This window comes from Budvicia diplopodorum (assembly GCF_009800925.1).
Lineage (GTDB): Bacteria > Pseudomonadota > Gammaproteobacteria > Enterobacterales > Enterobacteriaceae > Budvicia > Budvicia diplopodorum.
In genome coordinates this window covers 67,356-93,813 of record NZ_WOYF01000006.1, presented here as the reverse complement: position 1 = coordinate 93,813, position 26,458 = coordinate 67,356, and the positions used below count along the sequence as shown (strand labels likewise).

Here is a 26,458-nt window from a genome sequence, read left to right as displayed (position 1 = left end):
CCTCTGACCAATAAATATGCATACAAGATAAATAAAACTCATATCTACTGCAATCAAATGAAGCATTGAGATGTGAATGAAATGGCCAGGCGGTAGCGACGGTGCTTTGCATCAATGGCCACCGCTACTTCACAACAACTTCATCCAGCCCGCGTATTGTCTCGCGCTATACCACCCTCTATTTTTTACAGCGGTTAATCATGGATTACGATATTGCGATTGTTGGATTAGGCCCGGCCGGTTCCACCTTAGCCCGGCTACTTAACCCTGACCTCAAGGTTATTGCTTTTGATAAGAAACAGCCGAGCGGTGAAGACGGGTTTCAAAAGCCCTGCGGCGGCCTGCTGGCTACCGATTCCCAGCGATCTTTTGTGCGTTCTAATCTCAACTTACCGGTCTCGGTGCTGGCTAATCCGCAAATATTTAGCGTGAAAACCTTCGATCTGCAAACCTCGATGATTCGTAACTATCAGCGCACTTACGTCAATATCAATCGCCATCGTTTCGACCTTTGGCTCAAAAGCTTAATCCCCGCCACGGTGGATGTCCTCCACGACACGCTGTGCAAGCAAATCGTCAGGCAAGGTGACGGATACCAAATTACCTTCGTTGAGAACGGAATACAGCGGCAGGTTTCAGCCCGCTATGTGGTCGGTGCCGACGGCGCTAATTCGATAATCAGGCGTAGTCTGTATCCTGAGCGTCAAATTCGTAAATATCTGTCTATTCAGCAATGGTTTGAAGACCGACACCCGGTACCGTTCTACTCCTGCATTTTCGATAGCGAAGTAACCGACTGTTACGCGTGGAGCATATCTAAAGACGGCTATTTTATTATCGGTGGCGCGTTTGACATGAAAAATGCTAACCAGCGCTTTGAGCGGCTAAAACAGAAACTGCTGCCCTATTCATTTAGCTTCAATCAGGTACTCAAGACTGAGAAATGCGTGGTGCTGTGCCCTTCTAAATTCAGCGATTTTTGCTGCGGCAAAGACAATATGTTTCTGATTGGCGAAGCCGCCGGCTTTATCAGCGCCAGTTCGTTGGAAGGGATAAGCTATGCGCTGGACAGCGCTGAGATACTCAGTAAAGTGCTTAACGCCAGAGACACAATCCCAAATCATACTTACCGTTGCCGCACGCGAAAGCTAAGAATCAAGCTGTTTAGCAAAATTGTAAAAGCCGCCATTCTGACAACGCCGTGGCTCCGAAAATGGATCATGAAAAGCAAGATATCCCATATTCCGGTAGAGCATCCGCTCGGTAAATAAACGAGGCCCAGCCTTTAAGCTCAGTGCTAATTTGTCGATCCCGGCTTTCGCCGGGATGACGAAGTCTTGGTTTGTCACCAAGAGACTGTGCTTAATCACCAATATGCACAGAAAACCCGGTTTTCCCCGGCAAAATATCGGGGCGTAATACCAGCTCAGGAATAGCATAATCCCCCGCATTTTGTTGACGATAGGCTATCGGCGGCGTCAAGCTTAGGGTATCAAGGCGTTCACCCAGCCGCTCCGTCAGTTGATTAAACCCCGCTTCATCAACTTTGTGGGTCTGATAGACCACAAACGGCGGTAATACATCGAAGCCGGGGTAATACAAGATCCCGTGCTGAATTGGAAAGAGAAGATCGTCAATAGGCCCGTTAATCCCTCTGGGCTTATAGTGCGACTCCCAGCCACCGGCGGTAACAACCAGCATGGCCCGCTTTCCGGCCAACGTTCCTTCACCGTAGCGGTCACCCCAATGTCTGTCTGAGTGTTCTCCAACGCCATAGGCAAAACCGCTGGCATAGACTCGCTCTATCCAGCCTTTTAAGATGGCCGGCATGGAAAACCACCACAGGGGAAACTGCAAAATCACCGTATCGGCCCAGCGTAGTTTATCCTGTTCGGCGGCGATATCTTGGCTCTGTAGCCCATTAGCAAACGCGTGCTGAGATTCGAGATACGGGTCAAACCGCTGGCTATCTAAAGGCTCCCGACTGTCACTGGCATCTATGGTGGTTTTCCATTTCATGGCGTATAAATCGGATACCTGAACGCGGTGCCCGCTATCTTCCAGCCGTTTTACCGTAAAGTTTTTAATTGAACCGTTGAGTGACTTGGGCTCAGGGTGCGCATAAACCAAAAGAATATTCATTGCTTCTCTCTTTGATTATTGATCAGAGCGGGCAAGATAATCACTTCTCAGGTATATTAAAAATGAATAATAAATATAGCAGGTATTACTATGAATAATCTCAGGCGGCTGGACCTCAATCTATTAGTGACGCTTGACGTGCTTCTGGCAGAACAAAACGTGACCAAGGCAGCCCGGCGGTTAAACTTCTCTCAGCCTTCCGTTAGCGTTCATCTGGCCAAACTAAGGGATATTTTTGACGATCCATTATTACTACCCGGGCCACGGGGAATGCGGCCCACCTCTCGGGCTGAAGAACTTCGTGAACCATTGAGGCAGGTTCTTGAAGCCCTTGGCCGAGTGGTATCACCGGCCAGCCCGTTTGACCCGGCGCAGGCTACCAATACTTGGCACATATCTGCCTTTGATTACGGTGAATCGACCATTGTGCTACCGGCGCTGGCGGGGCTGCGTGCCGCCGCGCCGGGAACCCGGCTGGCGGTGGTTGAAGTGACGCCGTCACGGTTACCCCGGCTCGCCGAACGGGGCGATATCGATCTGGCATTTCATACCGCAGAAGGCGCTCCGCCCGGCCTCCATCGCCGAATCCTTTTTTCTGAAAGCTACGTTTTGGTGGGCCGTCAGGGGCATCCGGCGTTAAGCAACCGGCTTACCCTTGAACAGTTTTGCCAGCTTGAGCACGTATTGGTATCGCCGGAAGGCGGTGGGTTTCACGGCGTCACCGATCGCATATTGGCCGAGGCTGGTATGAAGCGCAACGTGGTGCTTTCGGTTCCGCACTTTCTGTTTGTCAGAGAGGCGATACGGGCTACCGATTTGGTGGCCATGTTACCTTCACGCTTGGTGCGTAACGCGGATGGGCTGCAAATTTGCCCGGCTCCGGTCGAGGTACCCAGCTATGAAATGGCGATGCTATGGCATGAACGATGTCATCGCGATCCGGCCCACCGCTGGCTGCGCGAGTTTATTGCTAACTCAGTATAGGCATTGCTAGAGTTGCATTTCAGGCAGCAGATACCAAAAGCGGGCGGGCATATGCTGTCGTTGCTGGCGCAGGTTCTTTCTCTCTTTAATGGTTATCGCCTTGAAATACCCTTTCCATAGCGTTTGAAACAGCGCTTCATCGGCGGCAAGCAGCGCGGGATTAAGCCTACCGGCTATCAGGCTATCGTGGTCGGGCAAGGTTATCTGTTCGACCTTATGTAGATCGTAATAAAAGCCATAGCCTCGCCGGGTGTCATACAGCGCCCACTGTTGATCGGAAAAACGCTCGGTAAAATGGCGAATAGCCAACGGCAGCACGTTGGAATCCGGTGCAACCACGGAGAAAAAAATGTTCTGTTTGGTTTTCTGAAAGCGGACAAACTCAATCAGATACATCTGATCTTTGCTGACCTTCTTCGCCAGCTTGAGCATCGCCATTACGTCATCGTCGCTAAAATGGGTTTCGATCGGCTGGGGTGAGTCGATAGCTTTGCGGATATAGCGAAACAATAGTGAATCAGCGCCCCGTTGTTCCGACTGCCAAACGTACATCATATGGTTCAGCGCCTGCTTTGACAGCTTCTTCTGCAACGCCTTCCATACGCGATCGGACTTATGAAAGTCCGTCACCGTGGTGTGAAGCCGCTGCATAAACATCGGCTCAATGTCGCCCTCTGTCAGTAACAGCTCGGGGAAGAGCTTGAGCTTATAGGCATCAAACACCACGCTGAGCAAGCCGTCAAAGGTCTTATCGTAGTAGAAGATCGACATAACGCGCGCTAAAAGCCCAATGAAAGCTGCTGTGCAGCATAGGGTTGAGGGCTGGGATCGCGCAATACCTGCCTCACATACTCCGGCGTGGCTTCATGAATGGTGTGTAGCGGCAGCTCGTTGTTAGTAATGAAATACTGCGCCCGCTTCAATACTACCCCGATCTTTTTCAGCCCGGCTAGGCTAAGTCGCCCGTGCTTTCTGGCCGCGACGATCAGATTAGCCGATTTAATACCAATGCCCGGCACCCGCAAAATAGCGGCATAGCTGGCGGTATTAACGTCTATGGGAAAACGCTCCGGATGCCGGATAGCCCAGGCCAGCTTTGGATCCATATCCAGATCGAGATACGGCGAGCGGTCGTCCAGAATTTCATTGGCGCTGAACTGGTAAAAACGCATTAGCCAGTCTGCTTGATATAGACGGTTTTCTCGCTTTAACGGAGTTTCAACCGTGGCTGGCAAACGTTTGTCGTAAGCGTTGACCGGAATATAGCCAGAATAGTAAACGCGTTTCATGCTTTGGCGCTGATAAAGCGCCGATGATAGCTGAAGAATGTCTTTATCATTATCGTTGGCCGCACCCACAATCAGCTGAGTGCTTTGCCCGGCGGGAACAAAACGCGGGGCTGAACGATATTTCCGCCGATCCTCAAGGCTTTGTATCATTCCCTGTTGAATAAAATTCATTGGCTTATACACGCTTTGATGATCTTTTTCCGGCGCCAGCAGCTTCAGATCGGCTTCAATGGGGACTTCCAGATTGACGCTTAAGCGATCGGCATAAAGCCCGGCTTGATAAACCAGTTCCTGACTGGCACCGGGAATGGTTTTCATATGAATATAGCCATTGAAATGGTGCACGGTTCGCAGCTCTTTAATCACCCTGATCATTTTTTCCATGGTGTGATCGGGGCTTTTAATCACGCCAGAGCTGAGAAACAGCCCTTCTATATAGTTACGTCGGTAAAATTCAACGGTGAGTTCAGCCAGCTCTTTTGGCGTAAACGCTACGCGTTCCACATCGTTACTGCGGCGGTTAATGCAATAGGCGCAGTCATACTGGCAAAAGTTGGTCAGTAAGATTTTCAATAAAGAGACACAGCGCCCGTCTTCGGTGAAGCTATGGCATATTCCCCACCCGCTAGTACTGCCGATGCTACCGGCTTTCTTGCCACGGGTGGTACCGCTGGACGAACAGGACACATCATACTTTGCCGATTCGGCCAGAATCGTCAGCTTATGCAGTACGCTCTCTTTCATTTGTTATCTCTCCGAATCACCGTTTTCATATACATCCGTATAATACTGTATGTTTGTACAGTTAATCAACGATTCTGATACGAAATGAGATCCGGAGCTAAAAAATGGAATTCGCTTATCGGACGCTTGGGATTAACGTTTGAGCATTCAGCTTGAGTTTAAACATTGAAATAGTGATTGACTGCGGGGCGGAGGCATCATGGTCAAAGGGCCGGGGTCGGTCGCTTTGACCATTTTTTTAGCTACTTATTAACTACTTATGGGGGTACGTCATGACTGTTGTTCTTCACATCCTTTGAGTATTTTATATAACTCGTCTTTCAACCGAAGTTTCTCTTTCTTCATCAACATAATGTCGTTGTCATACATGGCTCCCGGCTGCTGTTCAGCCCGCCGAATGTCATGATCCAACTGGTTATGTCGTTGAAACAGTGTGCAGAACCGTGGATTATCCGTTTTTAACTGGGTAATCAAATCTCGATATTCTGGAAACACAGCGTCTTCTCCTATTGGTTGCTACGGTCATCACCAGACTATCACGACCAGAAACGTATAGAAATTGATCATAATAAGAATATTTTTCAATCAATAAGAAGCTTGATTTGGCTAATAATTATTGGCGGTTGGCTAAACCTCGCAGGCGTTTGATTATTATAGCTATGCCGTAGATTATACCCGCCGATTTACTGTATCCTGTTGAGATTATTTTTATTAAACCACTCTGCTATCCGGCTTTTCCGGTGTTTATATTTGGGTATAAAAATGAAATTGAAATTGCCATTGAAGGTATTAGCGCTGGCGCTACTTTTTAGCTCAACCTCGGCGTTAGCCACCACGATAACCATGCATAAATCCGCTACCTGCGGCTGTTGCTCCAAGTGGGCGAAAAAAATGGAAGAAAGCGGATTTACCGTAGAAACCGTTATCGCTAACGATAGTGAGTTTTATCAGTTCAAGCAAAGCCACAAGATCCCAATGGAATATATGTCTTGCCATACCGCGTTGGTTGACGGCTATGTGATTGAAGGGCACGTTCCGGCCGAAGATATTAAGCGCCTGTTGAAGGAACGCCCGAATATCATTGGTTTGAGCACGCCGGGCATGCCTGTCGGTAGCCCGGGAATGGAACAAGGTGATGAGAAAGAGGCTTATTCAGTCATGACCTTTGACGCACAGGGTAAGCGCACGGTTTATAGCTCGCATTAAGCCTGTGAGCGCCGCTGCCCGGCTTTTTCTAAGCTATCATTTACTCGTCCGTTAGCGGTTCTACAATCACAATTTTTAATCATCGTTATCGCATGTTAGCGGCTAATTAGCCCATCAAAAGCAGGCTCTTGCGCAAATAAAAATCATTAAATGCAAGATTTTTACGAAAAATGTATAGTGCACATCGTTTTTTTATTTTTTATGCGTTTACTGTGCTCAAAATTTTTTGAGCAATCCTGTTTTGGAGATAATCAGATATGCTAGAAGTTCCTTATACCGTCAATTTGTTGATCGGAGCAATTATCGCAGTAGCCGTTGGTTACTACATTATGAAAGGCTACTCAGCCACTGGCGTACTGATGATTGGCGGTATTGCTCTGTTGCTGATTAGCATTAGTCTTGGCCGCCCGGTTATTGCCGCTAAAGACACTACCGGCATTCTACTGCTCGACGTGTTTGAATTTATGAAAGGATTGCTCAGTAACCGAGCCGCTGACCTCGGTATGATGATCATGATTTTATGCGGTTTTGCCGCGTATATGTCCCATATCGGCGCTAACGATATGGTAGTTAAACTGGCCGCTCATCCGCTTAAATACATTAACTCGCCTTATATTCTGATGATCGCCGCCTACTTTGTGGCCTGTCTGATGTCCCTTGCGGTTTCATCGGCAACCGGTCTGGGCGTGCTGTTAATGGCAACGCTGTTTCCGGTCATGGTCAACGTGGGAATTAGCCGGGGCGCGGCAACGGCAATTTGTGCTTCACCGGCCGCCATTATTTTATCGCCAACGTCCGGCGATGTGATTGTCGCGGCAGAAGCCTCTAAAATGGGCGGACCCAAGCTGATTGAGTTTGCTTTTCACACCACGCTGCCGATTTCAATTATGGCTATTGTGGCCATCGCCATTGCCCATTTCTTCTGGCAGCGTTATTTAGACAAAAAGCAGAATGCGGTCAGCGAAAAGCTGGACGTTTCGCACATTGTTACCCGCGTACCGGTGTTCTACGCCATTTTACCGTTCCTGCCAATTATTGGCGTACTGATCTTTTCCGGTAAAATCAGCCTGCCGTTCGCTAATGCTGCGGGCGTGAAGCAAGTGATTCCGAGTTTGAACATCATCACCATTATTATTATCTGTATGGTGTTAACCGCGCTGATCGAATTTATTCGTTCCTTTAAGGCCAAGCAGGTATTTGACGGTCTGGACTCAGCGTATAAAGCGATGGGCGAAGCCTTTTTCTCGGTGGTTATGCTGCTGGTTGCCGCGGGAATTTTTGCCCAAGGCCTGAGCACTATCGGCTTTATCTCTGGGCTGATCCACTTGGCCGAAACCTCAGGCGGTGGCACTATCGTGATGATGTTAGTACTGGTTGTGATCACCATGCTGGCAGCCATTGCGACCGGTTCCGGCAATGCGCCGTTTTATGCCTTCGTGGAGTTTATTCCTAAACTGGCCGATCAGATGGGCATTAACCCGACCTACCTGGTTATCCCGATGCTGCAAGCGTCTAACCTTGGCCGCTCGATGTCACCGGTTTCCGGCGTTGTCGTTGCGACGTCGGGTATGGCAAAAATATCGCCGTTTGAAGTGGTTAAGCGCACCTCCGTGCCGATGCTGGTTGGCCTGGCGGTCGTGATTATCGCTTCCCATATGATGGTTCCGGTGCATACTCAAGAGCAGCTTGAGCAACAGCGCGTTGCTCAGCAGGCCCCGACGGCGCCGTAAATTTAGCGTTTATTGCACGATAGAAAATCCCGCCGAATGGCGGGATTTTTATTTCTAACCATCCCCAATTTTGAGGTGTCTACCAACCCTGATTAAAACAGTTTTCCGTTTTTAACCAACGGGCGTATCATCCTTGACCAATCCCTTATTACCGTAGCCAGTGGCCCATGCGCATGTTCTCCGTTTCATTCAGAAAAATGGCCGATGTCACCTCACTGGCCTTTCTGTTTATTGCGTTTCTGACCGGCATGGCTTCAGCCCTTCAGACCCCCACTCTTAGCCTGTTTTTAACCACTGAGGTACAAACACGGCCGTTCCTGGTCGGGCTGTTTTATACCAGCAGCGCCATTATTGGTATTGTTATTAGCCAAATAATCGCCAGCTATTCGGATCGCTCCGGCGATCGAAAAAAGCTGATTATTCAATGCTGCCTGATAGGCGCTTTGGGTTGTATTCTCTATGCCTTTAATCGCAACTATTTTGTGCTGTTAACCATCGGCGTGGTGTTTTTGACCTTTGGTTCAACCGCCACGCCACAGCTGTTTGCCCTTGCCAGAGAGCATGCCGACAAGAACGGGCGTGAAGCGGTGATGTTCAGTTCAATATTACGGGCTCAAATTTCACTTGCATGGGTGGTTGGCCCACCGCTGGCTTTTGTTTTAGCGCTCGAATATGGCTTTACCATCATGTACATCGCCGCGGCTGCCAGCTTCGCTATTTGCGCACTGATAGTCTGGCATACCCTACCGGCCATGCCGAAGATCAAAACCGCTAACGCTTCATCGGTTCAGGCTCCCCGTCAGCATCGCCGCGATATTCTATTGCTGTTTGTCGTTTGCTCCCTCATGTGGACCTGTAACGGCATGTATTTCATCAATATGCCGCTGTATTTAATCCAAGAGCTGCAGCTTCCCAAAAAGCTGGTCGGTATCATGATGGGCGCCGCCGCCGGGTTGGAAATTCCGGTGATGCTGATTGCCGGTTATTACGCTAAACGTTTTGGAAAACGCTTTCTGATGGGGCTGGCTATTGCGTCGGGCCTGATATTTTACCTCGGGCTGATGGTATTTACCCACACCGGGCTACTGTTGGGGCTACAGCTTTTGAACGCCGTCTTTATTGGTATTTTAGCCAGTATTGGAATGCTCTATTTTCAGGATCTAATGCCGGGTCAGGCAGGTTCAGCCACCACGCTGTTTACCAATACCGTGCGCGTTGGCTGGATTATTGGCGGTTTAGTGGCGGGACTAGTCACTGAAGTATGGCAATATCATTCCGTTTTTTACATTGCCGCACTGATGTGCATTGTGGCCATCGTCAGCCTGTTTAGAATCAAATACCCCTGAAATGGGTGACTAAGTCACCGTCAAAATAAACTTATCGGCTTCGCCAATGCTGTCTATAAAACCATTTATTCAGGCTACGGATTAACCGCAAAATGTTTGATATGTAATCACGCTTAACGTGAATAAGAATTATTATCAAATGCATTGATTAATAAGCACTTTTTTCTTGGACACTCCACGCATTGGTGATAGCATTTCGCGGTCATTGGGGAGTAGCCGGCTTTCGTTATTGCAACGCAAGCGCCCGTATCAACATACTCGCATGAACCGGATAAGTTCAGCGTGGTGCGGGCAACCAATTAGGTAGGCGAGACCATAGACATGTGCAGCGCCCAATAGTCCGGGTGATGTGAATGCATGTTATGGGATCATCCCTGCCGGAGATATAAAACACCGTGAACCTTTCAGCTACGCTTATTCTTGCCTTTGGTATGTCGATGGACGCGTTTGCCGCGTCAATCGGTAAAGGGGCAATACTCCACAAACCTCGTTTTCGTGAAGCGTTCCGTACTGGGCTAATTTTCGGCTGCATTGAAGCCATTACGCCCCTGATTGGCTGGGCTATGGGCCTCATGGCCAGCCAGTACATTATGGAATGGGACCACTGGGTAGCCTTTAGCCTATTGCTGGTTTTAGGTTGCCGAATGATCGTCGAAGGTTTCAAACAGCCGGATCAAGATGCGCCAAAGTTACAACGTCACTCATTCATGATGTTGGCAACGACGGCGATAGCAACCAGTCTGGACGCGATGGCGGTTGGCGTTGGTTTGGCTATATTGCAGGTTAATATTATTCATACCGCGATGGCTATTGGCATGGCGACCATGATAATGGCAACGCTGGGGATGCTACTCGGTCGCTATATCGGCCCTATTCTGGGCAAACGGGCTGAAATCATCGGCGGCGTTATTCTGATTGGCATCGGGTTTAATATTCTGGCGGAGCACTTAGGTTGGATAAGCTGAGAGCCTTCTGGCTCTCAGTTGGACAGAAATCGAAACCGTCTATTGTTTTTGCTGTTCTGCGTCAGCCTTAGCCTGATTCAAAATTGCTTTAGCCATCCACTGGCTAATAGACTGAACCTGATCGTTGTCTAACTGCCAGATGTCTTTAAACACCATAAACATTTCAGAACCGTACACCAGTGACAGTGAATGGATCACTCTTTCATGCACCTCGGCAGGAAGCTGCTCCTTCAGCGGTTCGGTCACCAGCGACAGAATCTGCTTTCTGTGCCCTCGAATCAGCTTTTCATTTATTACGGCTCCCGGCTTAGCGTTAGTCTCCTGCGAGCGTTTTTCAGCCCACTGCTGTAAAGACAGTAACAGCGCGGCCCGCAGTGCGCCCTCATGCTTGAACATTTGCGGATAGGCAAACTTGAGCAATTCCTCAACCCTCTCATCGGCATCGGTTTGTAGAGGCCGCCAAGAGATAATTGGTTGAAGAATTTCATCAACGACGATAGAAATCAGCGCGCTTTGCGTTGGAAAATACCGATATGCGGTTGCCCTTGATACTTCAGCCTCAAGGGCCAGCTCGGTTACGGATGGGAACGCCCCTTCCTCAAACATTTTTAACGCATGCTGGATTAACACTTTGTACTTTCTTTTTTTGAGCTGAGTTAACGGTATTTTTGGTTGTTCAGATTCCATGTTCTTGTCCTATAAGAGCCATCTTCTTAAGCTATTGAAAAATGATATCATACTAAGATATCGATTTTACCACCCCTGCAGTTTCTATTATAACAATTATCTACCAATATTTTAACATCTCAATAAATATATATCCCCCTATATTTATTGGTTTTTATCGTTGTTGCCACTTAATAATTGATTAAGTATTGCGTGGTTAACTCTCTTCATTGTCAATCCAGCAGATTAACTTTGAGGCAGATAGCGCGCATGAACATTAAGACCCGCCTACGGTGTAGTGATACGGTATTCATTCTTTGCGTTTCACTTTTTATTACGCTATTTCAAAATACGCGTTTCTTTTATCAATCTTGGCACATCGTCGATGTCGACTCATTTCGGTCGTTTCTGTTTTCAGCCTCGATGGTTGTTTTACTGTTTTGCTGCCTGAACATGATTTTCAGCGTTCTGCTGCTACCCTATTTGCGTAAGCCCGTTGCTATTGTGCTTATTTTAACCGGTGCAGCGATTAACTATTTCATGTATAGCTTTAATACCGTAATTGATGCCAACATGACGGAGAATGCGCTGGAAACCAATCTGAATGAAACGCTGAATTTAGTTTCGTTTAAAATGGTGCTGTGGTTTACGCTGCTGGGTATTATTCCTTCTATTATTGTCGCGCTGACTAAGGTAAAACCTTCATCCAGCGTGGTTAAATTTATCGGTTTTAAAGCGATTAACATCGTTGCCTCTGCGCTAGTTATTGTGCTGATTGCCCTGCTCTTTTTTCGCGACTACGCCCCGTTTTTTCGTAATAACAAAGACACGGTGAAAATGTTGGTGCCGTCTAACGTGGTCGGCAGTCTGATAAAAAATGTCTCGAATGACATTGAGGCTAACAGGCCTTTTGAGGCTATCGGTCAAGACGCTAAAAGAGGCCCGAACCTAGCCCAAAGGCCAAAGAAAACCTTAGTGATTCTGGTATTGGGCGAAACGGCCAGAGCAGAGAACTTCTCGCTTGGCGGCTATAGCCGTGACACCAACCCGCTGTTATCTAAGCGCAGCGACCTGACCTACTTTGACAACGTAAGCTCCTGCGGTACCGCGACCGCCGTTTCCCTGCCGTGCATGTTCTCTAATATGACCCGTAAGGATTACAAAGCGAGCGCGGCTAAACACCGTGAAAACGTACTGGATATTTTACAACGGGCTAAGGTTAGCGTGCTGTGGCGCGATAATGACGGCGGCTGCAAAGGCGCGTGCGACCGCGTTCCAAATGAAAACTCCACCAAGCTGATGCTACCGGAGTTTTGCAGCGACGGAGACTGCAAGGATGAGGTCCTGCTGGATAAGCTCAATGACTATATTCAGAAGCTGGATAACGACGGCATCATCGTGCTTCACCAGATGGGCAGCCACGGGCCAACCTACTACCAACGCTATGCGGACGCTCAGCGCAAGTTTGACCCTACCTGCGACACCAAACAGATCCAAGACTGCGACAGAGTCAGATTGGTCAATACCTACGACAACAGCATCGTCTATACCGACTATATGGTCGATAAAACCATCTCGTTGCTGGAGAAAAATAGCGATAAGTTTGCTACCTCGCTGATTTATGTCTCTGACCACGGCGAATCGCTGGGTGAGAATGGCATGTATCTGCACGGCGCTCCTTACGCCATTGCCCCTTCACAGCAAACCCACGTTCCGTTCCTTCTCTGGACCTCGAAGGATTATCGTCAGTATCAGAACTTGAACGCCGACTGTTTAGCCAAAGAGGCCAAGCAGGGTAACTTTAGCCATGACAACCTGTTCCACTCCCTGCTGGGCATATTTGATATACAAACCGGCGAATATAAACCTGAGCTGGATATGTTTCGCACATGTCGGCAATAATCGAGAATAAGCTGATGACTAAGCAACAGGCCGTGGGTATGACACGAATTATTCGCGCCGCCGGATATTCACTTGCAGGGCTAAAAGCCGCATGGAAGAACGAAGCCGCCTTTCGTCAGGAAAGCCTGCTGTGCTTGGTAGCAACCGTGCTGGCTATCTGGCTCGATGTCTCTTCTATCGAACGGCTGATGCTCATTGGCTGCGTGGTACTGGTGGTGATTGTTGAACTACTCAACAGCGCCATTGAAGCGGTGGTTGACCGGATTGGCTATGAGCACCACGAGCTTTCCGGCCGGGCCAAAGACATTGGCTCGGCGGCGGTACTGGTCGCCCTGCTGCTCAGCGCCATAGTATGGGCTGTAATCGCCCTGCCAAGGCTATTTTAAGCCAGCCGGTATAATTGATGACGCGCTCCCACCCGGTTTTAGCTATGATAGCGCAACTAACTATGCCTATCCTGATTGACCTGATAAGGGGCCCGTGCAATGAGAATTCTTTTAGTTGAAGATGACATGCTAATTGGCGATGGCATTAACGTTGGCTTAGCCGAACTCGGTTTTTCCGTTGACTGGTTTACCGATGGCATTCTGGGCCAAAAGGCGATTACTGCGGCACCCTATGATGCGGTAGTGCTCGATTTAAGCCTGCCCGGCATTGATGGATTAGACATTGTTCGCCAATGGCGACAGCAAAAAATCGATACGCCGGTTCTGATACTCACCGCACGGGATGCGTTAAAAGAGAAAATTAGCGGCCTGCAGTTCGGTGCCGACGACTACCTGTGTAAGCCTTTCGCGCTGGAAGAAGTTGCCGCACGCCTACAGGCACTGGTTCGTCGACGTAACGGCCAGTTGAGTTCCCAACTCCAGTATGCCGACATTGTGTTTGACTCATCGAACTACACCGTAACAAAAGCTGGCGTGCCGGTGGTGTTAACCTCAAGGGAAATAAAGCTGCTGGAACTGTTCTTATTGAATCGAAATCGGGTGCTGAATAAATCAATTATTCAGGAAAAGCTCTATTCATGGAGTGACGACGTAAGCAGTAATACCGTTGAAGTCCATATTCACAACCTTCGGCATAAGCTCGGCAGGCAGCTTATCCGCACCATCTACGGTATTGGCTACATTTTGGGTGAGGAAGCATGAAAAAAAGGAGTTTGCGTACCCGGTTGATCGTTATTTTCACCCTGCTACTGGTGCTGGCGTGGGCAGTCTCCTCGGCCATTTCTTACGTTAAAATCCGCCATCGGGTACGGCTCATTTTTGACAGCGAACAAATCATGTTCGCCCAACGGCTGGAACAGTCGCAGCTCTCAGACTTACTCAAAGGCGGCTATTCAAACGAGCGCACCGCGTTCAAAAACGGTATCTATAATCAGGCCCGTGAAATTTTCTCTTTTGCCATATTTTCCAACGACGGCAAGCTGTTGCTCAGTAACGTAAAAAACGTTGCCGACTATAATCGTTCAAAAGGCCTGCTGAACTTAGACAATGGCCCGGTATTTGAAGAAAATCCGCTATGGCGAACCCTGTGGTTAAGGTCAATGGACGGCCAGTTTATTATTGCTATCGGTCAAAAAAATGCCTACCGCAATATGCTGTCTCGCCGTATCGTCATTGACCATGCGCTTACCCCGTGGGCGATGATCCTGCCGATTATGCTGTTGATCATTATTCTCATGATCAACCGGGAACTAGCTCCGTTAAAACAGATGGCCAGTTCGCTGCAAACGCGAGCGCCCGACGACGACACCCCGCTCAACGACCAACGGCTGCCCAGCGAGATAAAGCCTTTTGTTGATGCGCTTAATGGCCTGTTTGCCCAGATTGGTAATATGCTGCGCCGGGAACGCCGCTTCGTTTCCGATGCGGCCCATGAACTTCGTAGCCCGTTAGCCGCCCTTCGCGTACAGGCTCAGGTGGCTCAGTTAGCCATTAATAAACCGGAAGTACAGCTACGGGCGCTGAATAACTTAACCCTCGGTATCGATCGGGCTTCGCGATTAATTGACCAGCTTTTAACGCTGTCAAAGCTGGATGCAGAAGATTCAATTCCCGATCCGGTCGTGATTAACTGGCAGCAAATGGTTCAGGAAATGCAGCCTTCATTTTTTACTCAGGCCCAAAAGAACAGTCTTGAACTGAAGGTGAGCTATCAGGGTACTCCCCCTGACTCTCAGGGTAATTTGTTACTGCTTTCACTGCTTATTCGCAATCTGGTCGACAATGCGCTGAGCTACACCCAGCCCGGCGGTGAAGTCTCCATTACCTTAACCAACAGCGCCTTTATTGTGGAAGACAGCGGCCCCGGCGTTACCGAAGAACAGCTGATACGGCTGGGCGAACGCTTCTATCGCCCGCCGGGCCAAACCCAAACCGGCAGCGGTTTGGGCATTTCTATTTCACAACAAATAGCCGGGCTACACGGTTTACGCCTGAGCTTTAATAACCGGGATGAAGGCGGTTTTAGCGCCAGAATTGAGATCGGTTAAGCACTGGCCGTGAAGCTATGGCCAACGGACCCTGACCACAAATCCGCCCTGCTGCCGGTTACCGAACGTCACCGTCAGGCCGTGTAGCCGGGCAATGCGCTGCACGATGGATAACCCCAGACCGCTGCCGGTTTTTTCCTGCCCCGGAGGGCGAAAAAAACGCTCGCCAATACGCGGCATAAATTCATCGCTGACCCCGGGGCCGTTATCCTCTACGCTAAAGCCGCTGGCGTTCAGGGTTACCGTTACGCTGCTGCCGCGATGGCTATAGCGCACCGCGTTATCAAACAGGTTTCGGGTCAGAACAGAAAGCAACAGCCCATGACCCTGAATTGACTTTGGCGTTTGTTGAATGTCTAAGCGAAACTCAACCCCCTCACTGCGGGCCTTATGGTAAATGTCAGCCACGCTGCTTTGCAGCAAGCCGGGCCAGTCAACTTGCTCTAATTCATCCAGTTCAGATAAAGAATCTAAACGCGATAAGGTCAAAAGCTGATCGACCACCCGGGTTGAACGATCAATGCCATCGCTCAGGTTCATCAGCGCATGGTTACGCATCTGTTCATCATCACCGGCTAATTGGGCAACTTCCGTTTGTACCTTCAGCGCGGCCAGCGGACTGCGAAGTTCATGGGCCGCATCGGAGGTAAACCGGCGCTCTCGGGCCAGCATACTGCCTATGCGGGAGAACAAATTGTTAAGCGCCGTCACCATCGGCTTAACTTCATTAGGAACCTGACGGGTGGTTAACGGTTGCCGATCGTCAGGCTTACGCTGGCTTAACTCTACGGCAATTAAACGCATCGGCAGCAGTTCGCGGGTAATCAACAGTGCCATCAGTAACATCATAATGGGCAATGCAATGGTCCACGGCATTAATTGGGAAGCCACAATGTCCTGAGCCATCTCGGTGCGATAGTCCAGTTCCTGACCGACCGCCACAATATGGCTTTTATCGGCAGAGGCCAGCCAGACCAAGCGCCATGGGTCATCGCTGCCCTGTAGCTCTGCGTGGACAAAGCCATCACCCTGATAGTTAAAAATAAGCTTGCGGCCATTGTCGCCGTCGTTGAGCACCATTTTTCCGTCGGCGGTAAAAATGGCAAAGGCCAGCGCATCATCGTCCTGTTTACCGCGGTTATGATGAACTAGTGTTTTGGTTTTTAGCAGGCTGGCATTCTCACTGAGGGTGCTGGCATCCAATACCGATAAACGCTTTGCGAACACCATTTGCTGGGTATCAAACAGTTCATTGATCGTGTCGCTGGTTTGCTTCCATGCCAGTAAGCTGGCGATCCCCCACGTCGTCGTGGCCAGAATAACCAACATTAGAATCAGCCGCAGCCTCAGGCTTAACCGTTTCATTTGGCCTCTCCCAAGGTGTAGCCAACGCCGTGAACCGTACGAATAAAGTCATTACCAAGCTTGCGCCGCAAATGGTGGATATGAACTTCCACCGCGTTGCTGCTGACCTCTTCATCCCAGTTATACAGCTTTTCCTCAATCAGCGTTCGTGCAAGCACTCGGTCAGCGTTGTGCAGAAACAGCTCCAAAATGGCTAACTCTTTGGGTTTTAGGATTATAGGCTCGCCGTGGCTGGTTACTTTGAGCGTTGAAGGGTCAAACGCTACGTGGTTATAGCTTAAGGTTGGCGTTATCTGGCCGTGTCGCCGCCGGATAAGCGCCTGTAGCCGGGCCGCTACCTCAACCAGCGCAAAGGGTTTGCATAAGTAGTCATCGGCACCGTTTTGTAACCCGGCTACCCGTTCGGTTAAAGCGTCTCGGGCGGTCAGGATCAGAACCGGCTCATCATGGCCGCTATTACGCCACTCCCGTAGGATGTCCATGCCGTCAATTCCCGGCAGGCTCAGGTCTAAAACTACGGCATCGTAAGGTGCAGAATCTATCGCGCGCTGGCCGATTTTGCCCTCGGTAAACCAGTCAACGGTGAACCCCAGCTTGGTTAAACCCGCTTTTAAGCCATCGCCAATTAACTTATCATCTTCGATTAGCAAAACCCGCATAGCCACCCTCCTTTATAGTTATTGGAGGTACTATTACAGTATAAATCTGCACCTGACTATCGCCGGTTTCGCTTTGAGTAAAAAAACTTTTTATATACGGGTTCTTAAGATCTTGTTAAGAAGTTATTGGTTTAATCGTTGCCAAGAAGGCGGCATCCGTCGTCATTTATTCGATGCTAAATCGTATTTATCAGGAGAAATTAAATGAAAAAGATCGCCATGTTAGCCTTACTTACCGCCTTAGCCAGTACTACGGCGTTTGCACAGAAATCCGGTGGTTTAGTCAATCCGCATGCCCCGGCAACCAACCACGCTCAATCCGGAGGGTTTTCTGGTCCTAAAGCCAGCAGCACCACGGTTGAGCAGGCAAAGACCCTGGGTGATGACACTTGGGTTACGCTGCAGGGCACCGTTGAAATGCAAATCGGCAAAGGGCTTTATCAGTTCCGCGATGCCTCTGGCACCATTAACGTTGAGATTGACGATAAGCGCTGGAATGGTTTGATGATTACGCCGAAAGATAAAGTAGAGATTCAGGGTGAAGTGGATAAAGACTGGAACTCGGTAGCAATCGACGTAAAACAAATTAGTAAAGTTCAATAATCGCATCCGGGCAGCGGGCGTTTGTCACCGATAATAACCCCTACTGCCCTGATTCTTTCTTTGCTGCCGATTCGCACTCTGCGCACTACTTTGCAAATTTACCGGCCAGCACTTGTTTTTTAGCCGATGTCTGACATTATCGGCTGATAAATTTTAGCGCATAAGGTCATGACTATTCATGTTAGAAAGCATGCTAGAAACGTCTCTGTTTATCGCCACTATTGCCACGCTGGGCATGATTTCTCCCGGCCCGGATTTCTTTCTGGTAGTAAAAAACGCCGCCCGCTATCGTCGCCCGGTTGCCATGATGACGGCCTTTGGCATCATTCTCGGCGTAGCAACCCATATGGCCTATTGCGTTGCCGGTTTGGCCGTGGTGATTACCGCCACGCCGTGGCTTTTCAACCTGTTGAAATACGCGGGTGCAGCCTATCTGATTTGGATTGGTCTTCAGGCACTGTTTGCCAAGGGGGGAAGTAGGCTCGATGTGACCGGCGTAACGCCGCAGCAAACCAGCTATAAAAACGCCTTTATACAGGGCTATTTGTGCAACTTACTCAATCCTAAAGCGACCCTGTTTTTCCTGTCGGTGTTCACTCAGGTGCTTAGCGTCGATTCCAGCATCGGCGTCAAACTGTGGTACGCCTTTATTATCTTTATTCTTGCCGCTGTCTGGTGGCCGATACTGGTGTTTCTGATCCAAAGCGCACCGGTGCGCCGTGGGCTGGCAAAGGCCCAAAAGGTGGTCGACAAGGCGCTTGGTGTGGTACTGATAGGATTGGGAATCAAAGTGGCGTGGGGTGGTTAGCCTTTCCACCCCTGTTTACCGATTATGGCTTCAAGCCCGGCTCAATCAGACTATAGACGCTATTGCCCAGCTTATTCGCGACCAGCCGTTCAATCACCAGTGCAATATCGCTACGGTTAACAAAGCCGTGAACTTCCTGCCCGACATACAGCTCGGCCTTGCCGGTGGGTTCACCGTTCAACAGCCCGCCGGGGCGTAAAATACAGTAGTCCAGCGCGCTGGTTTGCAGCCAGCTTTCCGCCAGCGACTTTTCGCGAACTGACTGACCAAAGGCCGCCTTCGCCCTATCCGACAGCGTTGGCCAACTGTCACCGCAGCCTAGCGATGTCACCATGACCATCCGTTTAATACCGCATCTTTCAGCGCAGTCTATGACGGTGCGGTGTGCCAAATAGTCATGACGCCCGCCAATGGTGGAAATAATCACCGCGTCTCGCCCCGCGGCCCGGCAGGCTTTCTCTACCGACGGCTCATCACAGGCATTGCCCTGAACAACCCGAATGCCCCGTGCTTCTAGCCGTAAAACGTCCTGCTTCTGGCGCACAAATGCCACCACCGGCTGGCCGCTGTCAACCGCGCGCTGTAACAAAAGCGCTCCGGTTCCCTGAGCGGCTCCGAAAATTAGCCAGCTGCTCATCAATTTAGTCTCTTCAATTTTTCAGCCAGCTGGCGGAACGCGATGACCTGATCGGCCAGTAGCTGGCGATGGCTATCTCGGCCCAGAAAAATCTTAAACATCGCCTTCTGTTCTTGATTGAAGAACACAATAGAAGCCGTTGCGATACCCATGAAGTTACGTTCAATCAGTGCGATATGGCGACAATTCTCCGCTTTAATATGCCCGCTTAAGCCGTTTTTGCCGCGAAGGTTGAAGTAGCCATGGCGATGGAACCCGGTAGGCAGCTCGCCTTGAAATTCAAGAATAACGTCGCTGTTGTGTACCAGCGTAGTGACGATTCCCCATGTGGCGACTTCATCCCAAACCGTATCAAACTGCTCACCGCCGGTCAGTACGTGGGTAGGCAGCGTGGCAACCACGTCCAACAATGACACATTATATTTTAGCGCTATGTCTTCCAGCGTACCGTCCGGGTTAGTTTTCATCAGTTCATCTAGGGTCATATCAGTCATTGAATTACTCTCTTTTTGAGGCTTAGTGATAGAAAAAATCAGGCATTAACCTGCATAATTACCTGCTGGAGCGATTGTAATAAGTTACTGGCCCAGAACCGGCCGTTGTCGGTTAAGCGCATACAGTCACGGTTGTCTTTAATCAGCCCTGACTGATGCCATTGGTCAATCAGCGGCTGAAGCTTAGCGCTGTGCGGCGTTAACTGGGGCAAATTGATACGGCCGATCTCGACGCCCTCCTGTAACCGATGTCGCCACATATAGCCGGGATCGGTGACTTTAGTCATCATCATGATCGGCTTTTGTCCGCTACTCAGCGTTTGGTAATACTTCTCCAGACTGCGCTCCATCATATAGGCCTGACCGTTCAGATTACCGCCAGCACCGGAACCCATCGCCAGGCAGTCAGCGCCCTGCTTGATCAGCAGGTTATAGAGATTACGTTCGCGGGTGGTTCTCGCCCAATGGCTGTTGCTTAGCTGATGCCAGCCGTAGTCCGCCAGCGCCGACGCACCCTGTAAATAGAAATCTCTACGCTGGGCCACGTCTGGCAAGGTTACACGTTGATTCTCAGAGGCTTTTGCCAATGGCGTGGTGGACAGTAAATTAAGCGCATACAGGTCAACGCCGTCTATGCCCAGATCGCGCACGATGGCTAAGTCTTCAGCCCAATTTCCTTTCGTTTGCCCCGGTAGGCCAAAGATCAGATCGCAAACTACCGCCGCCCGGTCGCGGGAACAGAGGTTTTTCATAAAGCTGATGGACTGCTGCTTGTCTGAGGTACGGGCCATTTTCTGGCGTATTTGGGTATCAAAGGTCTGAATGCCGATAGAAAAGCGGTTAGCGCCGGCATCAAGGCAGGCATCAATTCGGCTATCGTCGAAATTCAGGATCCGCCCTTCGATAGTAATTTCACAGTCAGGAGCCAGCGGAAGCCGCGTTTTTAACGCGCTGATAATGCGGTAGAGTTCATCGGCAGCCAGCGATGTCGGGGTGCCGCCGCCAAAGTAGATGGCGTGAATCGGAGCCGACTGATGAAGCGGGCTGTCGACTTCCATTTCGATCTCTTGCAATAAATGATCGACGTACTTTTTGGTGCTTTCAGGCTGTAGCCGGTTTTGGTAAAAGCCGCAAAAGGTACAGTGAGTGGCGCAAAACGGGATGTGTAAATACAGGAGCCGTTTACGCGCAGGTAGCTGACGCTGGGTTAACGCCAGCCATTCATTCTGTATTTGATCGGGGGCTAACGGCACACTGCTTCGCCACGGCATGGTTGCATGTCGGTCGGTAAAAGGTAACGAACCGGGTTGAGCGTAATAAGGCGATAAATCGATAGTCATGGACCTCATGCCTGATTGGGAGTCAAATTCCGCTAAATTAAATGATAATAATAATCATTTATCAAATGGTATTTTTCTCATTTATGACTCAAGTCCACATTTATAAAGGGTTTAATTCTGCCGCTCTTCAATTTTTTAACAAACAATGCCAAGGGCAGAACGGCGTTATTTATATTAATTATCATGAAATTATCTATTCGCCCTGCTGGCCATTTGTTAATGAAATGAAAACGAATTCGATGGATGTAAAATATTAACTAACTGATATAAATCTATTTTTTCAGAACATCATTTTGTTTTTTTATGACACGGATCATAAGTTGACTAAATTTAGCCGCACGCGCGGCACCGTTGAACAGTCGGTGGCCGTAATGACGACGTAACAGGCAGAAAAGCAAGAGGATGCGCAAAGAGATAAGATCAAGGCCGAGCGCCAGCAGGTGACTAAAGCCCGTGAGTTAGCCGGTAATAATAACGCGCTACGGCACTGGGCTGGCGCTCAGTGCCGTAGTCAACGCGGCTACTCGTCTTTTGGACCGTTGTCCGAATTGCCCCGCTCGTTTTGGATCATCAGGCTCTGCGGGCTAGATAGTTTAACTTCGGCAGCCCGCAGGCGTTTGAGCAGATCAAACAGCAGGTCGCTCTTGGTGCGGCTAACCATTCTCGGGCTATTCACATAGCCGGTGACGCTCAAGGCAATGCCGTCAGGGGTTAGCTGGCTAAAGCTAACGGATGGAGCCGGTATATCCAGAACGGATTCATGGGTGTGATACGCTTCCAGCAAAATGGTACGCACCTGTTCAGGGTCGATATCCAGCGGGAAGGTTAATGGAATGGTAACTACGCCCTGCGCACTTCCCATGGTGACGTTACGTACGCTTTGGGAAATAAACTGAGAGTTGGGCACAATTACCGTCGATTTATCACCAAGCTGAATCTCCGTTGCCCGTACATTGATCCGGCGAATATCCCCTTCCACGCCAGCAATGCTGACTAAATCGCCCACCTTGACCGGGCGTTCGGTTAGCAGAATCAGGCCTGAAATAAAGTTTTTTACGATTTCCTGTAAACCAAAGCCGATACCGACCGATAGCGCACTCACGATCCATGCCAGCTTATTCCACTCGATACCCAGCAGCGACAGCGTCAGTAAAATAACCAGCACATAGCCAATGTTGCTAAATAGCGTGACCAGCGACATCCGCATTCCGGTGTCCATGGTGGTTTTTGGCAAGAACTTGGCGCTTAGCCAGTGTCGGGCGGTTCTCAGTACGTACAGACCAAGCCCCATGCTGATTAATGCATTCAATACGTTAGCAGGGACAATGTTAATCTTACCGAAACCGTCGCTCCCCATGATATCTATCACTTTATTGATGATAGTCATCGGCGTGGTGGCGCCATAAGTTCCGGTAAGCAGCGCAATGGCTGCCAATAAAATCAGTAAAATATGGCCAACGGCAGAGAACAGAATCGTCGCCTGCTCTAAGTATCTGACATCCAGGTTAAACGTCTGCTTTAACCACTTGCCGCTGGCGGTATGGGTGGAAAACAGCGCTTCACAGAAATCGCCGACAAACTTAAACATTAGATACAGGCTGGATAACACGATGCCAATCCAAACCAGTTCATAGGTCAGGAAACGGGCCAGTGGAATATAGCCGATCAGCAGTGAAAGCAGGATGCCAATGGCAATGGCGGACGCGACAATATGCACTAATCCGGTCACGGTTGAACGGGCCTCAATTGACTCGCCGTTCAAGGCCAACTGGCGCCGGACCCGGTTAGTTTTCATCGGGGCCAGACAGGCCAACCCGCCAACCAGCAGCGAAACCAGCCCGTTGCCAAAAATCGACATTGGCACGCTGCTGCCGACGTTGCTGGTAACCTGCTCCAGTACGCCAAAAATCATCAATATAATGGCTAAGGCCGGCAGGAATACGCCAAGTGCTTTAGCTACCGGATCCGGAATTGGAGCAAGACGCCACGACGGGCGCTGATTAGACAGCATCGCCCTTCCCAATCCGATAATCAGTGCCGAGAAGACAACCAGCGTTATCATACCGTCGGCAAAGCTTTGGAGAGACGGCGTCAGCGTATTTTTCCGTGCAAATACCTGATACAGCAGGCTAGCGCCAGCCCAGCCGGTCAGTAACGCGGTTAATACCGTGGCGCAGGAAAAAAAGCTGCGCCGTAAACGCCCGTCGGGCATCGCGTTGGTACAAATCCAGATGATAGCCCGATCCGTGACGCGCAGGCCATATCCCCACACCGCCAGAGCCAGTATAGATAACACAATCGACCCAAACAGCGCCTCGGGCTTCCATGCGTCATCCCAAGCCTGCTTGGCCTGTTGGATAAAATCGTCGATCCGCGCCACGTCTTCGCGCTGAGGATTAAATACCGGAGACCAAAAGCGCGCGCCTAAGATACTGCCAGAATTCAGCGCCAGCTGGGTTTTCAGCGCATTACGCCGCAGGGCAATAATTTGATTGGCAAGATTAGCGGCGTTGGTTTTTAACGTTTGGGCGTGCTCAAGCTCTTTCTCTAACAGCGCCTTTTGAGCGTTTAAGCTATCGCGTTGGTTAGTTACCTCAGGTGACTCAGGCATTGCGCCTTCCGCGGGAGGTGCTCCAATAACGTCTATCTGAGTCTGAACCTGTGCCAGTTCGGGCAGCAGCGCCGTAATAAAGTCATCGGTTTTGCTCACCAGATCGAGCGCCTGGATGTTTAATGACGTGAGTTCGCCGTCTTTAGTCGACGCTGAAACGTTCTGTTTAATCTCGCTGAGTTTCTGCTGTAGCTTTTCCAGCTCGCTGGGTTCAATCTTTTTTGCATTTTTAGACAGCGTTCGCGGCTGCGTTTTCGCCATGGTATCGGTTTTAGTCTCTGCCCACGATGCCGCAGGGAATAGACTCATGACCACCAATGGAAATGCTAATAACAGCGCCTGTGACAGTTTACGCATAGAAAAAGATGCTCCAGAAACATCATGATGTTCAAGCCGGAGCGCTATCGCGCGGCTCCGGCGTGGTATGACAAACTACGAATGAAAAACTACTTAATGGTCTTCTTTAATTCATCAACTGAAATTGATGCCACAATACTACCGGACGGCGGCATTTTCAAAACGTGCGGCTTAATTTTACTCCACACCTGCATCTCGCAAGGTTTACAGTCAAATTTTAACGTCAGTATTTCATCATTATGGACCAATTGCATTGGCGTTGCCCGACCTTTGACGCCCTGTACGCCTTTGGCCTGCTTGGGGCACAAATTGAAGGCAAAGCGAAGGCAGTGTTTGGTAATCATAACCGGCACCTCGGATTTCTCCTGATGGGCTTCATAGGCGGCGTCGATCAGCTCAACGCCAAAGCGTTGATAAAACTCACGGGCTTTATGATTATAAACGTTGGCTAAAAAGGTCAGATGCGTTTCAGGGTAAACCGGCGCAGGTACCGAAACCGCAAGGCGCTCAGCCCGTTGATAATGTTGAATGCGGGCGGTCGTTAATGCATCAATCGCATCCCGGCGCAGCTGATTAAGCTGAGCGCTCGGTATAAAATAGATCGCCGGTAAATCGATAGTGACGCTGCAAGCCGTATACATAGTCTGCCCCAGCTTGGCCAGATTCTCTTTTAAACCGGCTAACGCTTTATCGGCCTGATTAGCAACCTCAAAGTGGTTGCTAAGTGACGCCGTCACTGAAATACCCTCTTCACTGGTGGCACAAAGCAGCAAATTTTCGGCGTCAGTGCTTAAGCGTAGCTCAACGTGAATGCGGCGATCGCTGGACGACTTAAGCAACAGCTGCTGCCAGACATGGTCCAGATTGCGGTTTAACGGGTGATGCTGTCGCAGCTGGCTCAGCTCCGGCAGCATTTCATTGGGATAAACCCGATAGCGCAAGTGGGCAACCTTCTCAACCTTACTCGCTCTAAAGCCGACAATTTCACGCTTGATCAGCACGTTTAGGCCATCGCCGTTGCTCAACGGTTCAGTTACTTCAACCTCTAAATAGGCGGAAGTGACCTTAAGCACTTCACCGATCGGTAAGCCAACAAACTTGGGTGAATCAAAAGCGCCTATGTCTATCTGGCGCTGATTAACGAAATAATCAGTGCTGCCACGGTGAAAGGTTTTTTCAGGATTGGCAATAAAATGGTGTTGAGTTCTGCCGCTGGACGCCGGAGATAAATCTGAGCGCCGCTCTAGGATGGCATCAAGCCGTTGGCGATAGTAAGCGGTAATATTTTTGACATAGGCCATGTCTTTATAGCGCCCTTCAATCTTGAAGGATCGCACGCCGACGTTAACCAGATGGTTTAAATTCGCCGCTTGGTTATTGTCTTTCATCGACAGCAAGTGCTTGTCATAGGCAACGATACCGCCTTTATCATCTTTTAGCGTAAACGGTAATCGACAGGCCTGAGAGCAGTCACCGCGGTTGGCGCTACGGCCTGTCTGAGCATGAGAAATATAGCATTGGCCAGAAAACGCCACGCACAGCGCACCGTGAATAAAGAACTCAATCGACGAGCTGACGTTTTGCTTAATTTGAGCAATCTCATTAAGGTTTAGCTCTCTGGCTAACACCAATTGAGAAAACCCGACGTCCGACAGAAATTTGGCTTTCTCGACGGTGCGAATATCGGTTTGAGTACTGGCGTGGAGGTCGATGGGCGGGATATCTAACTGTAAAATGCCCATATCCTGCACAATTAGCGCATCAACGCCAACTTGATAAAGCTGATGGATCAACCGGCGCGCGGGCTCCAGCTCATCATCATGCAGAATGGTATTCAGGGTAATAAACACTTTTACATAATAGCGATGGGCAAACTCAACCAGATCGGCGATATCCTTCAGGCTATTGCCTGCATTATGGCGAGCGCCAAAACCGGGGCCGCCGATGTAAATTGCATCAGCACCGTGCAAAATAGCTTCACGGGCAATGTCAACGTCGCGGGCCGGGCTAAGTAGTTCAAGCTGATTATCTAAAAGTCTCATAGGTCACTGCGTTATATCATGATTCAGATTATGCATTTCAGTGGACTATCTTAACATGACCAGCCTGAAAGCCG

24 protein-coding genes and 1 riboswitch are annotated in these 26,458 nt (G+C 49.6%); of the genes, 12 read left to right on the top strand and 12 right to left on the bottom strand.

What is annotated here, in order from left to right; all coding sequences use genetic code 11:
• Positions 1-200 precede the first annotated feature (200 nt).
• Positions 201-1,271: an FAD-binding protein gene (locus GVI43_RS08025; RefSeq protein WP_281351002.1), complete on the top strand. Its 1,071-nt coding sequence runs from the start codon at positions 201-203 to the stop codon at positions 1,269-1,271.
• 91 nt (positions 1,272-1,362) lie between these two features.
• Here the strand turns inward: GVI43_RS08025 and GVI43_RS08020 are convergent, their stop codons facing one another.
• Positions 1,363-2,142 carry an NAD(P)H-dependent oxidoreductase gene (locus GVI43_RS08020; RefSeq protein WP_159566345.1) on the bottom strand — a complete coding sequence of 260 codons (780 nt, stop codon included), beginning with the start codon at positions 2,140-2,142 and terminating at the stop codon, positions 1,363-1,365.
• Between the two features lie 90 nt (positions 2,143-2,232).
• On the opposite strand from GVI43_RS08020, the gene GVI43_RS08015 reads away from it, so the two are divergent.
• The gene (locus GVI43_RS08015; protein WP_159566344.1) at positions 2,233-3,126 is read left to right on the top strand and encodes a LysR family transcriptional regulator; all 894 of its coding nucleotides are present in this window, start codon (positions 2,233-2,235) and stop codon (positions 3,124-3,126) included.
• Positions 3,127-3,132: 6 nt separating this feature from the next.
• Here the strand turns inward: GVI43_RS08015 and GVI43_RS08010 are convergent, their stop codons facing one another.
• The 3 genes from GVI43_RS08010 to GVI43_RS08000 form a co-directional block, all read right to left on the bottom strand.
• Positions 3,133-3,897, bottom strand: coding sequence for a TIGR03915 family putative DNA repair protein (locus GVI43_RS08010; protein ID WP_159566343.1), 765 nt, complete (start codon positions 3,895-3,897; stop codon positions 3,133-3,135).
• A gap of 8 nt (positions 3,898-3,905) precedes the next feature.
• Entirely contained in the window at positions 3,906-5,159 is a 1,254-nt protein-coding gene (locus GVI43_RS08005; protein ID WP_159566342.1) for a putative DNA modification/repair radical SAM protein, read from the bottom strand.
• Between the two features lie 270 nt (positions 5,160-5,429).
• On the bottom strand, positions 5,430-5,654 hold the full coding sequence (locus GVI43_RS08000) for an HP1242/YdcH family protein (RefSeq protein ID WP_159566341.1): 225 nt from the start codon (positions 5,652-5,654) through the stop codon (positions 5,430-5,432).
• A 267-nt stretch (positions 5,655-5,921) separates the two neighbouring features.
• Between GVI43_RS08000 and GVI43_RS07995 the strand changes: the two genes are divergently transcribed.
• The 4 genes from GVI43_RS07995 (at position 5,922) to mntP (ending at position 10,406) form a co-directional block, all read left to right on the top strand.
• Complete coding sequence (locus tag GVI43_RS07995) at positions 5,922-6,365, top strand: DUF411 domain-containing protein (protein ID WP_159566340.1); 444 nt, start codon at positions 5,922-5,924, stop codon at positions 6,363-6,365.
• 257 nt (positions 6,366-6,622) lie between these two features.
• Positions 6,623-8,095 (top strand): anaerobic C4-dicarboxylate transporter DcuC, encoded by a 1,473-nt coding sequence (gene dcuC, locus GVI43_RS07990; RefSeq protein ID WP_159566339.1) that lies wholly within the window; start codon positions 6,623-6,625, stop codon positions 8,093-8,095.
• Positions 8,096-8,262: 167 nt separating this feature from the next.
• Positions 8,263-9,441 (top strand): sugar efflux transporter, encoded by a 1,179-nt coding sequence (locus GVI43_RS07985; protein ID WP_246201637.1) that lies wholly within the window; start codon positions 8,263-8,265, stop codon positions 9,439-9,441.
• Positions 9,442-9,636: 195 nt separating this feature from the next.
• A riboswitch (yybP-ykoY riboswitch) is annotated at positions 9,637-9,823 on the top strand.
• Between the two features lie 13 nt (positions 9,824-9,836).
• Positions 9,837-10,406, top strand: a complete 570-nt coding sequence (gene mntP, locus GVI43_RS07980) for a manganese efflux pump MntP (protein ID WP_159566338.1) — start codon at positions 9,837-9,839, stop codon at positions 10,404-10,406.
• 39 nt (positions 10,407-10,445) lie between these two features.
• On the opposite strand, the gene GVI43_RS07975 is transcribed toward mntP, so the two are convergent.
• Positions 10,446-11,093 carry a TetR/AcrR family transcriptional regulator gene (locus GVI43_RS07975; protein WP_159566337.1) on the bottom strand — a complete coding sequence of 216 codons (648 nt, stop codon included), beginning with the start codon at positions 11,091-11,093 and terminating at the stop codon, positions 10,446-10,448.
• A gap of 249 nt (positions 11,094-11,342) precedes the next feature.
• Here GVI43_RS07975 and eptA point away from each other — a divergent pair, with 249 nt between their 5' ends.
• The 4 genes from eptA (at position 11,343) to qseC (GVI43_RS07955) (ending at position 15,468) form a co-directional block, all read left to right on the top strand.
• Complete coding sequence (eptA, locus tag GVI43_RS07970; RefSeq protein WP_159566336.1) at positions 11,343-12,974, top strand: phosphoethanolamine transferase EptA; 1,632 nt, start codon at positions 11,343-11,345, stop codon at positions 12,972-12,974.
• Entirely contained in the window at positions 12,962-13,360 is a 399-nt protein-coding gene (locus tag GVI43_RS07965) for a diacylglycerol kinase (RefSeq protein WP_281350998.1), read from the top strand. Before eptA ends, GVI43_RS07965 begins: the two co-directional genes overlap by 13 nt.
• 99 nt (positions 13,361-13,459) lie before the next feature.
• Positions 13,460-14,122, top strand: coding sequence for a response regulator (locus GVI43_RS07960; RefSeq protein WP_159566335.1), 663 nt, complete (start codon positions 13,460-13,462; stop codon positions 14,120-14,122).
• Positions 14,119-15,468 (top strand): quorum sensing histidine kinase QseC, encoded by a 1,350-nt coding sequence (gene qseC, locus GVI43_RS07955; RefSeq protein ID WP_159566334.1) that lies wholly within the window; start codon positions 14,119-14,121, stop codon positions 15,466-15,468. The genes GVI43_RS07960 and qseC (GVI43_RS07955) overlap by 4 nt, the downstream gene beginning before the upstream one ends.
• A 15-nt stretch (positions 15,469-15,483) precedes the next feature.
• On the opposite strand, the gene qseC (GVI43_RS07950) is transcribed toward qseC (GVI43_RS07955), so the two are convergent.
• Together qseC (GVI43_RS07950) and qseB are read right to left on the bottom strand one after the other, a co-directional pair.
• Entirely contained in the window at positions 15,484-16,833 is a 1,350-nt protein-coding gene (gene qseC, locus GVI43_RS07950; RefSeq protein ID WP_159566333.1) for a quorum sensing histidine kinase QseC, read from the bottom strand.
• On the bottom strand, positions 16,830-17,492 hold the full coding sequence (gene qseB, locus GVI43_RS07945) for a quorum sensing response regulator transcription factor QseB (protein WP_159566332.1): 663 nt from the start codon (positions 17,490-17,492) through the stop codon (positions 16,830-16,832). Before qseB ends, qseC (GVI43_RS07950) begins: the two co-directional genes overlap by 4 nt.
• A gap of 204 nt (positions 17,493-17,696) precedes the next feature.
• Between qseB and GVI43_RS07940 the strand changes: the two genes are divergently transcribed.
• Together GVI43_RS07940 and GVI43_RS07935 are read left to right on the top strand one after the other, a co-directional pair.
• The gene (locus GVI43_RS07940; RefSeq protein ID WP_159566331.1) at positions 17,697-18,095 is read left to right on the top strand and encodes a YgiW/YdeI family stress tolerance OB fold protein; all 399 of its coding nucleotides are present in this window, start codon (positions 17,697-17,699) and stop codon (positions 18,093-18,095) included.
• A gap of 190 nt (positions 18,096-18,285) precedes the next feature.
• Complete coding sequence (locus tag GVI43_RS07935; RefSeq protein ID WP_159566451.1) at positions 18,286-18,903, top strand: LysE family translocator; 618 nt, start codon at positions 18,286-18,288, stop codon at positions 18,901-18,903.
• 22 nt (positions 18,904-18,925) lie between these two features.
• Here GVI43_RS07935 and GVI43_RS07930 read toward each other — a convergent pair whose 3' ends face one another.
• From GVI43_RS07930 to GVI43_RS07910, 5 genes are all read right to left on the bottom strand, one after another.
• Positions 18,926-19,540, bottom strand: a complete 615-nt coding sequence (locus GVI43_RS07930; RefSeq protein WP_159566330.1) for an SDR family oxidoreductase — start codon at positions 19,538-19,540, stop codon at positions 18,926-18,928.
• Positions 19,540-20,034, bottom strand: a complete 495-nt coding sequence (gene hutX / locus GVI43_RS07925; RefSeq protein WP_159566329.1) for a heme utilization cystosolic carrier protein HutX — start codon at positions 20,032-20,034, stop codon at positions 19,540-19,542. The genes GVI43_RS07930 and hutX overlap by 1 nt, the downstream gene beginning before the upstream one ends.
• 38 nt (positions 20,035-20,072) lie before the next feature.
• Complete coding sequence (gene hutW / locus GVI43_RS07920) at positions 20,073-21,374, bottom strand: heme anaerobic degradation radical SAM methyltransferase ChuW/HutW (RefSeq protein WP_159566328.1); 1,302 nt, start codon at positions 21,372-21,374, stop codon at positions 20,073-20,075.
• A 520-nt stretch (positions 21,375-21,894) separates the two neighbouring features.
• Positions 21,895-24,342 (bottom strand): DUF3772 domain-containing protein, encoded by a 2,448-nt coding sequence (locus GVI43_RS07915; RefSeq protein WP_246201629.1) that lies wholly within the window; start codon positions 24,340-24,342, stop codon positions 21,895-21,897.
• An 89-nt stretch (positions 24,343-24,431) separates the two neighbouring features.
• Entirely contained in the window at positions 24,432-26,384 is a 1,953-nt protein-coding gene (locus GVI43_RS07910; RefSeq protein WP_159566327.1) for a peptidase U32 family protein, read from the bottom strand.
• Between the last annotated feature and the right edge of the window lie 74 nt (positions 26,385-26,458).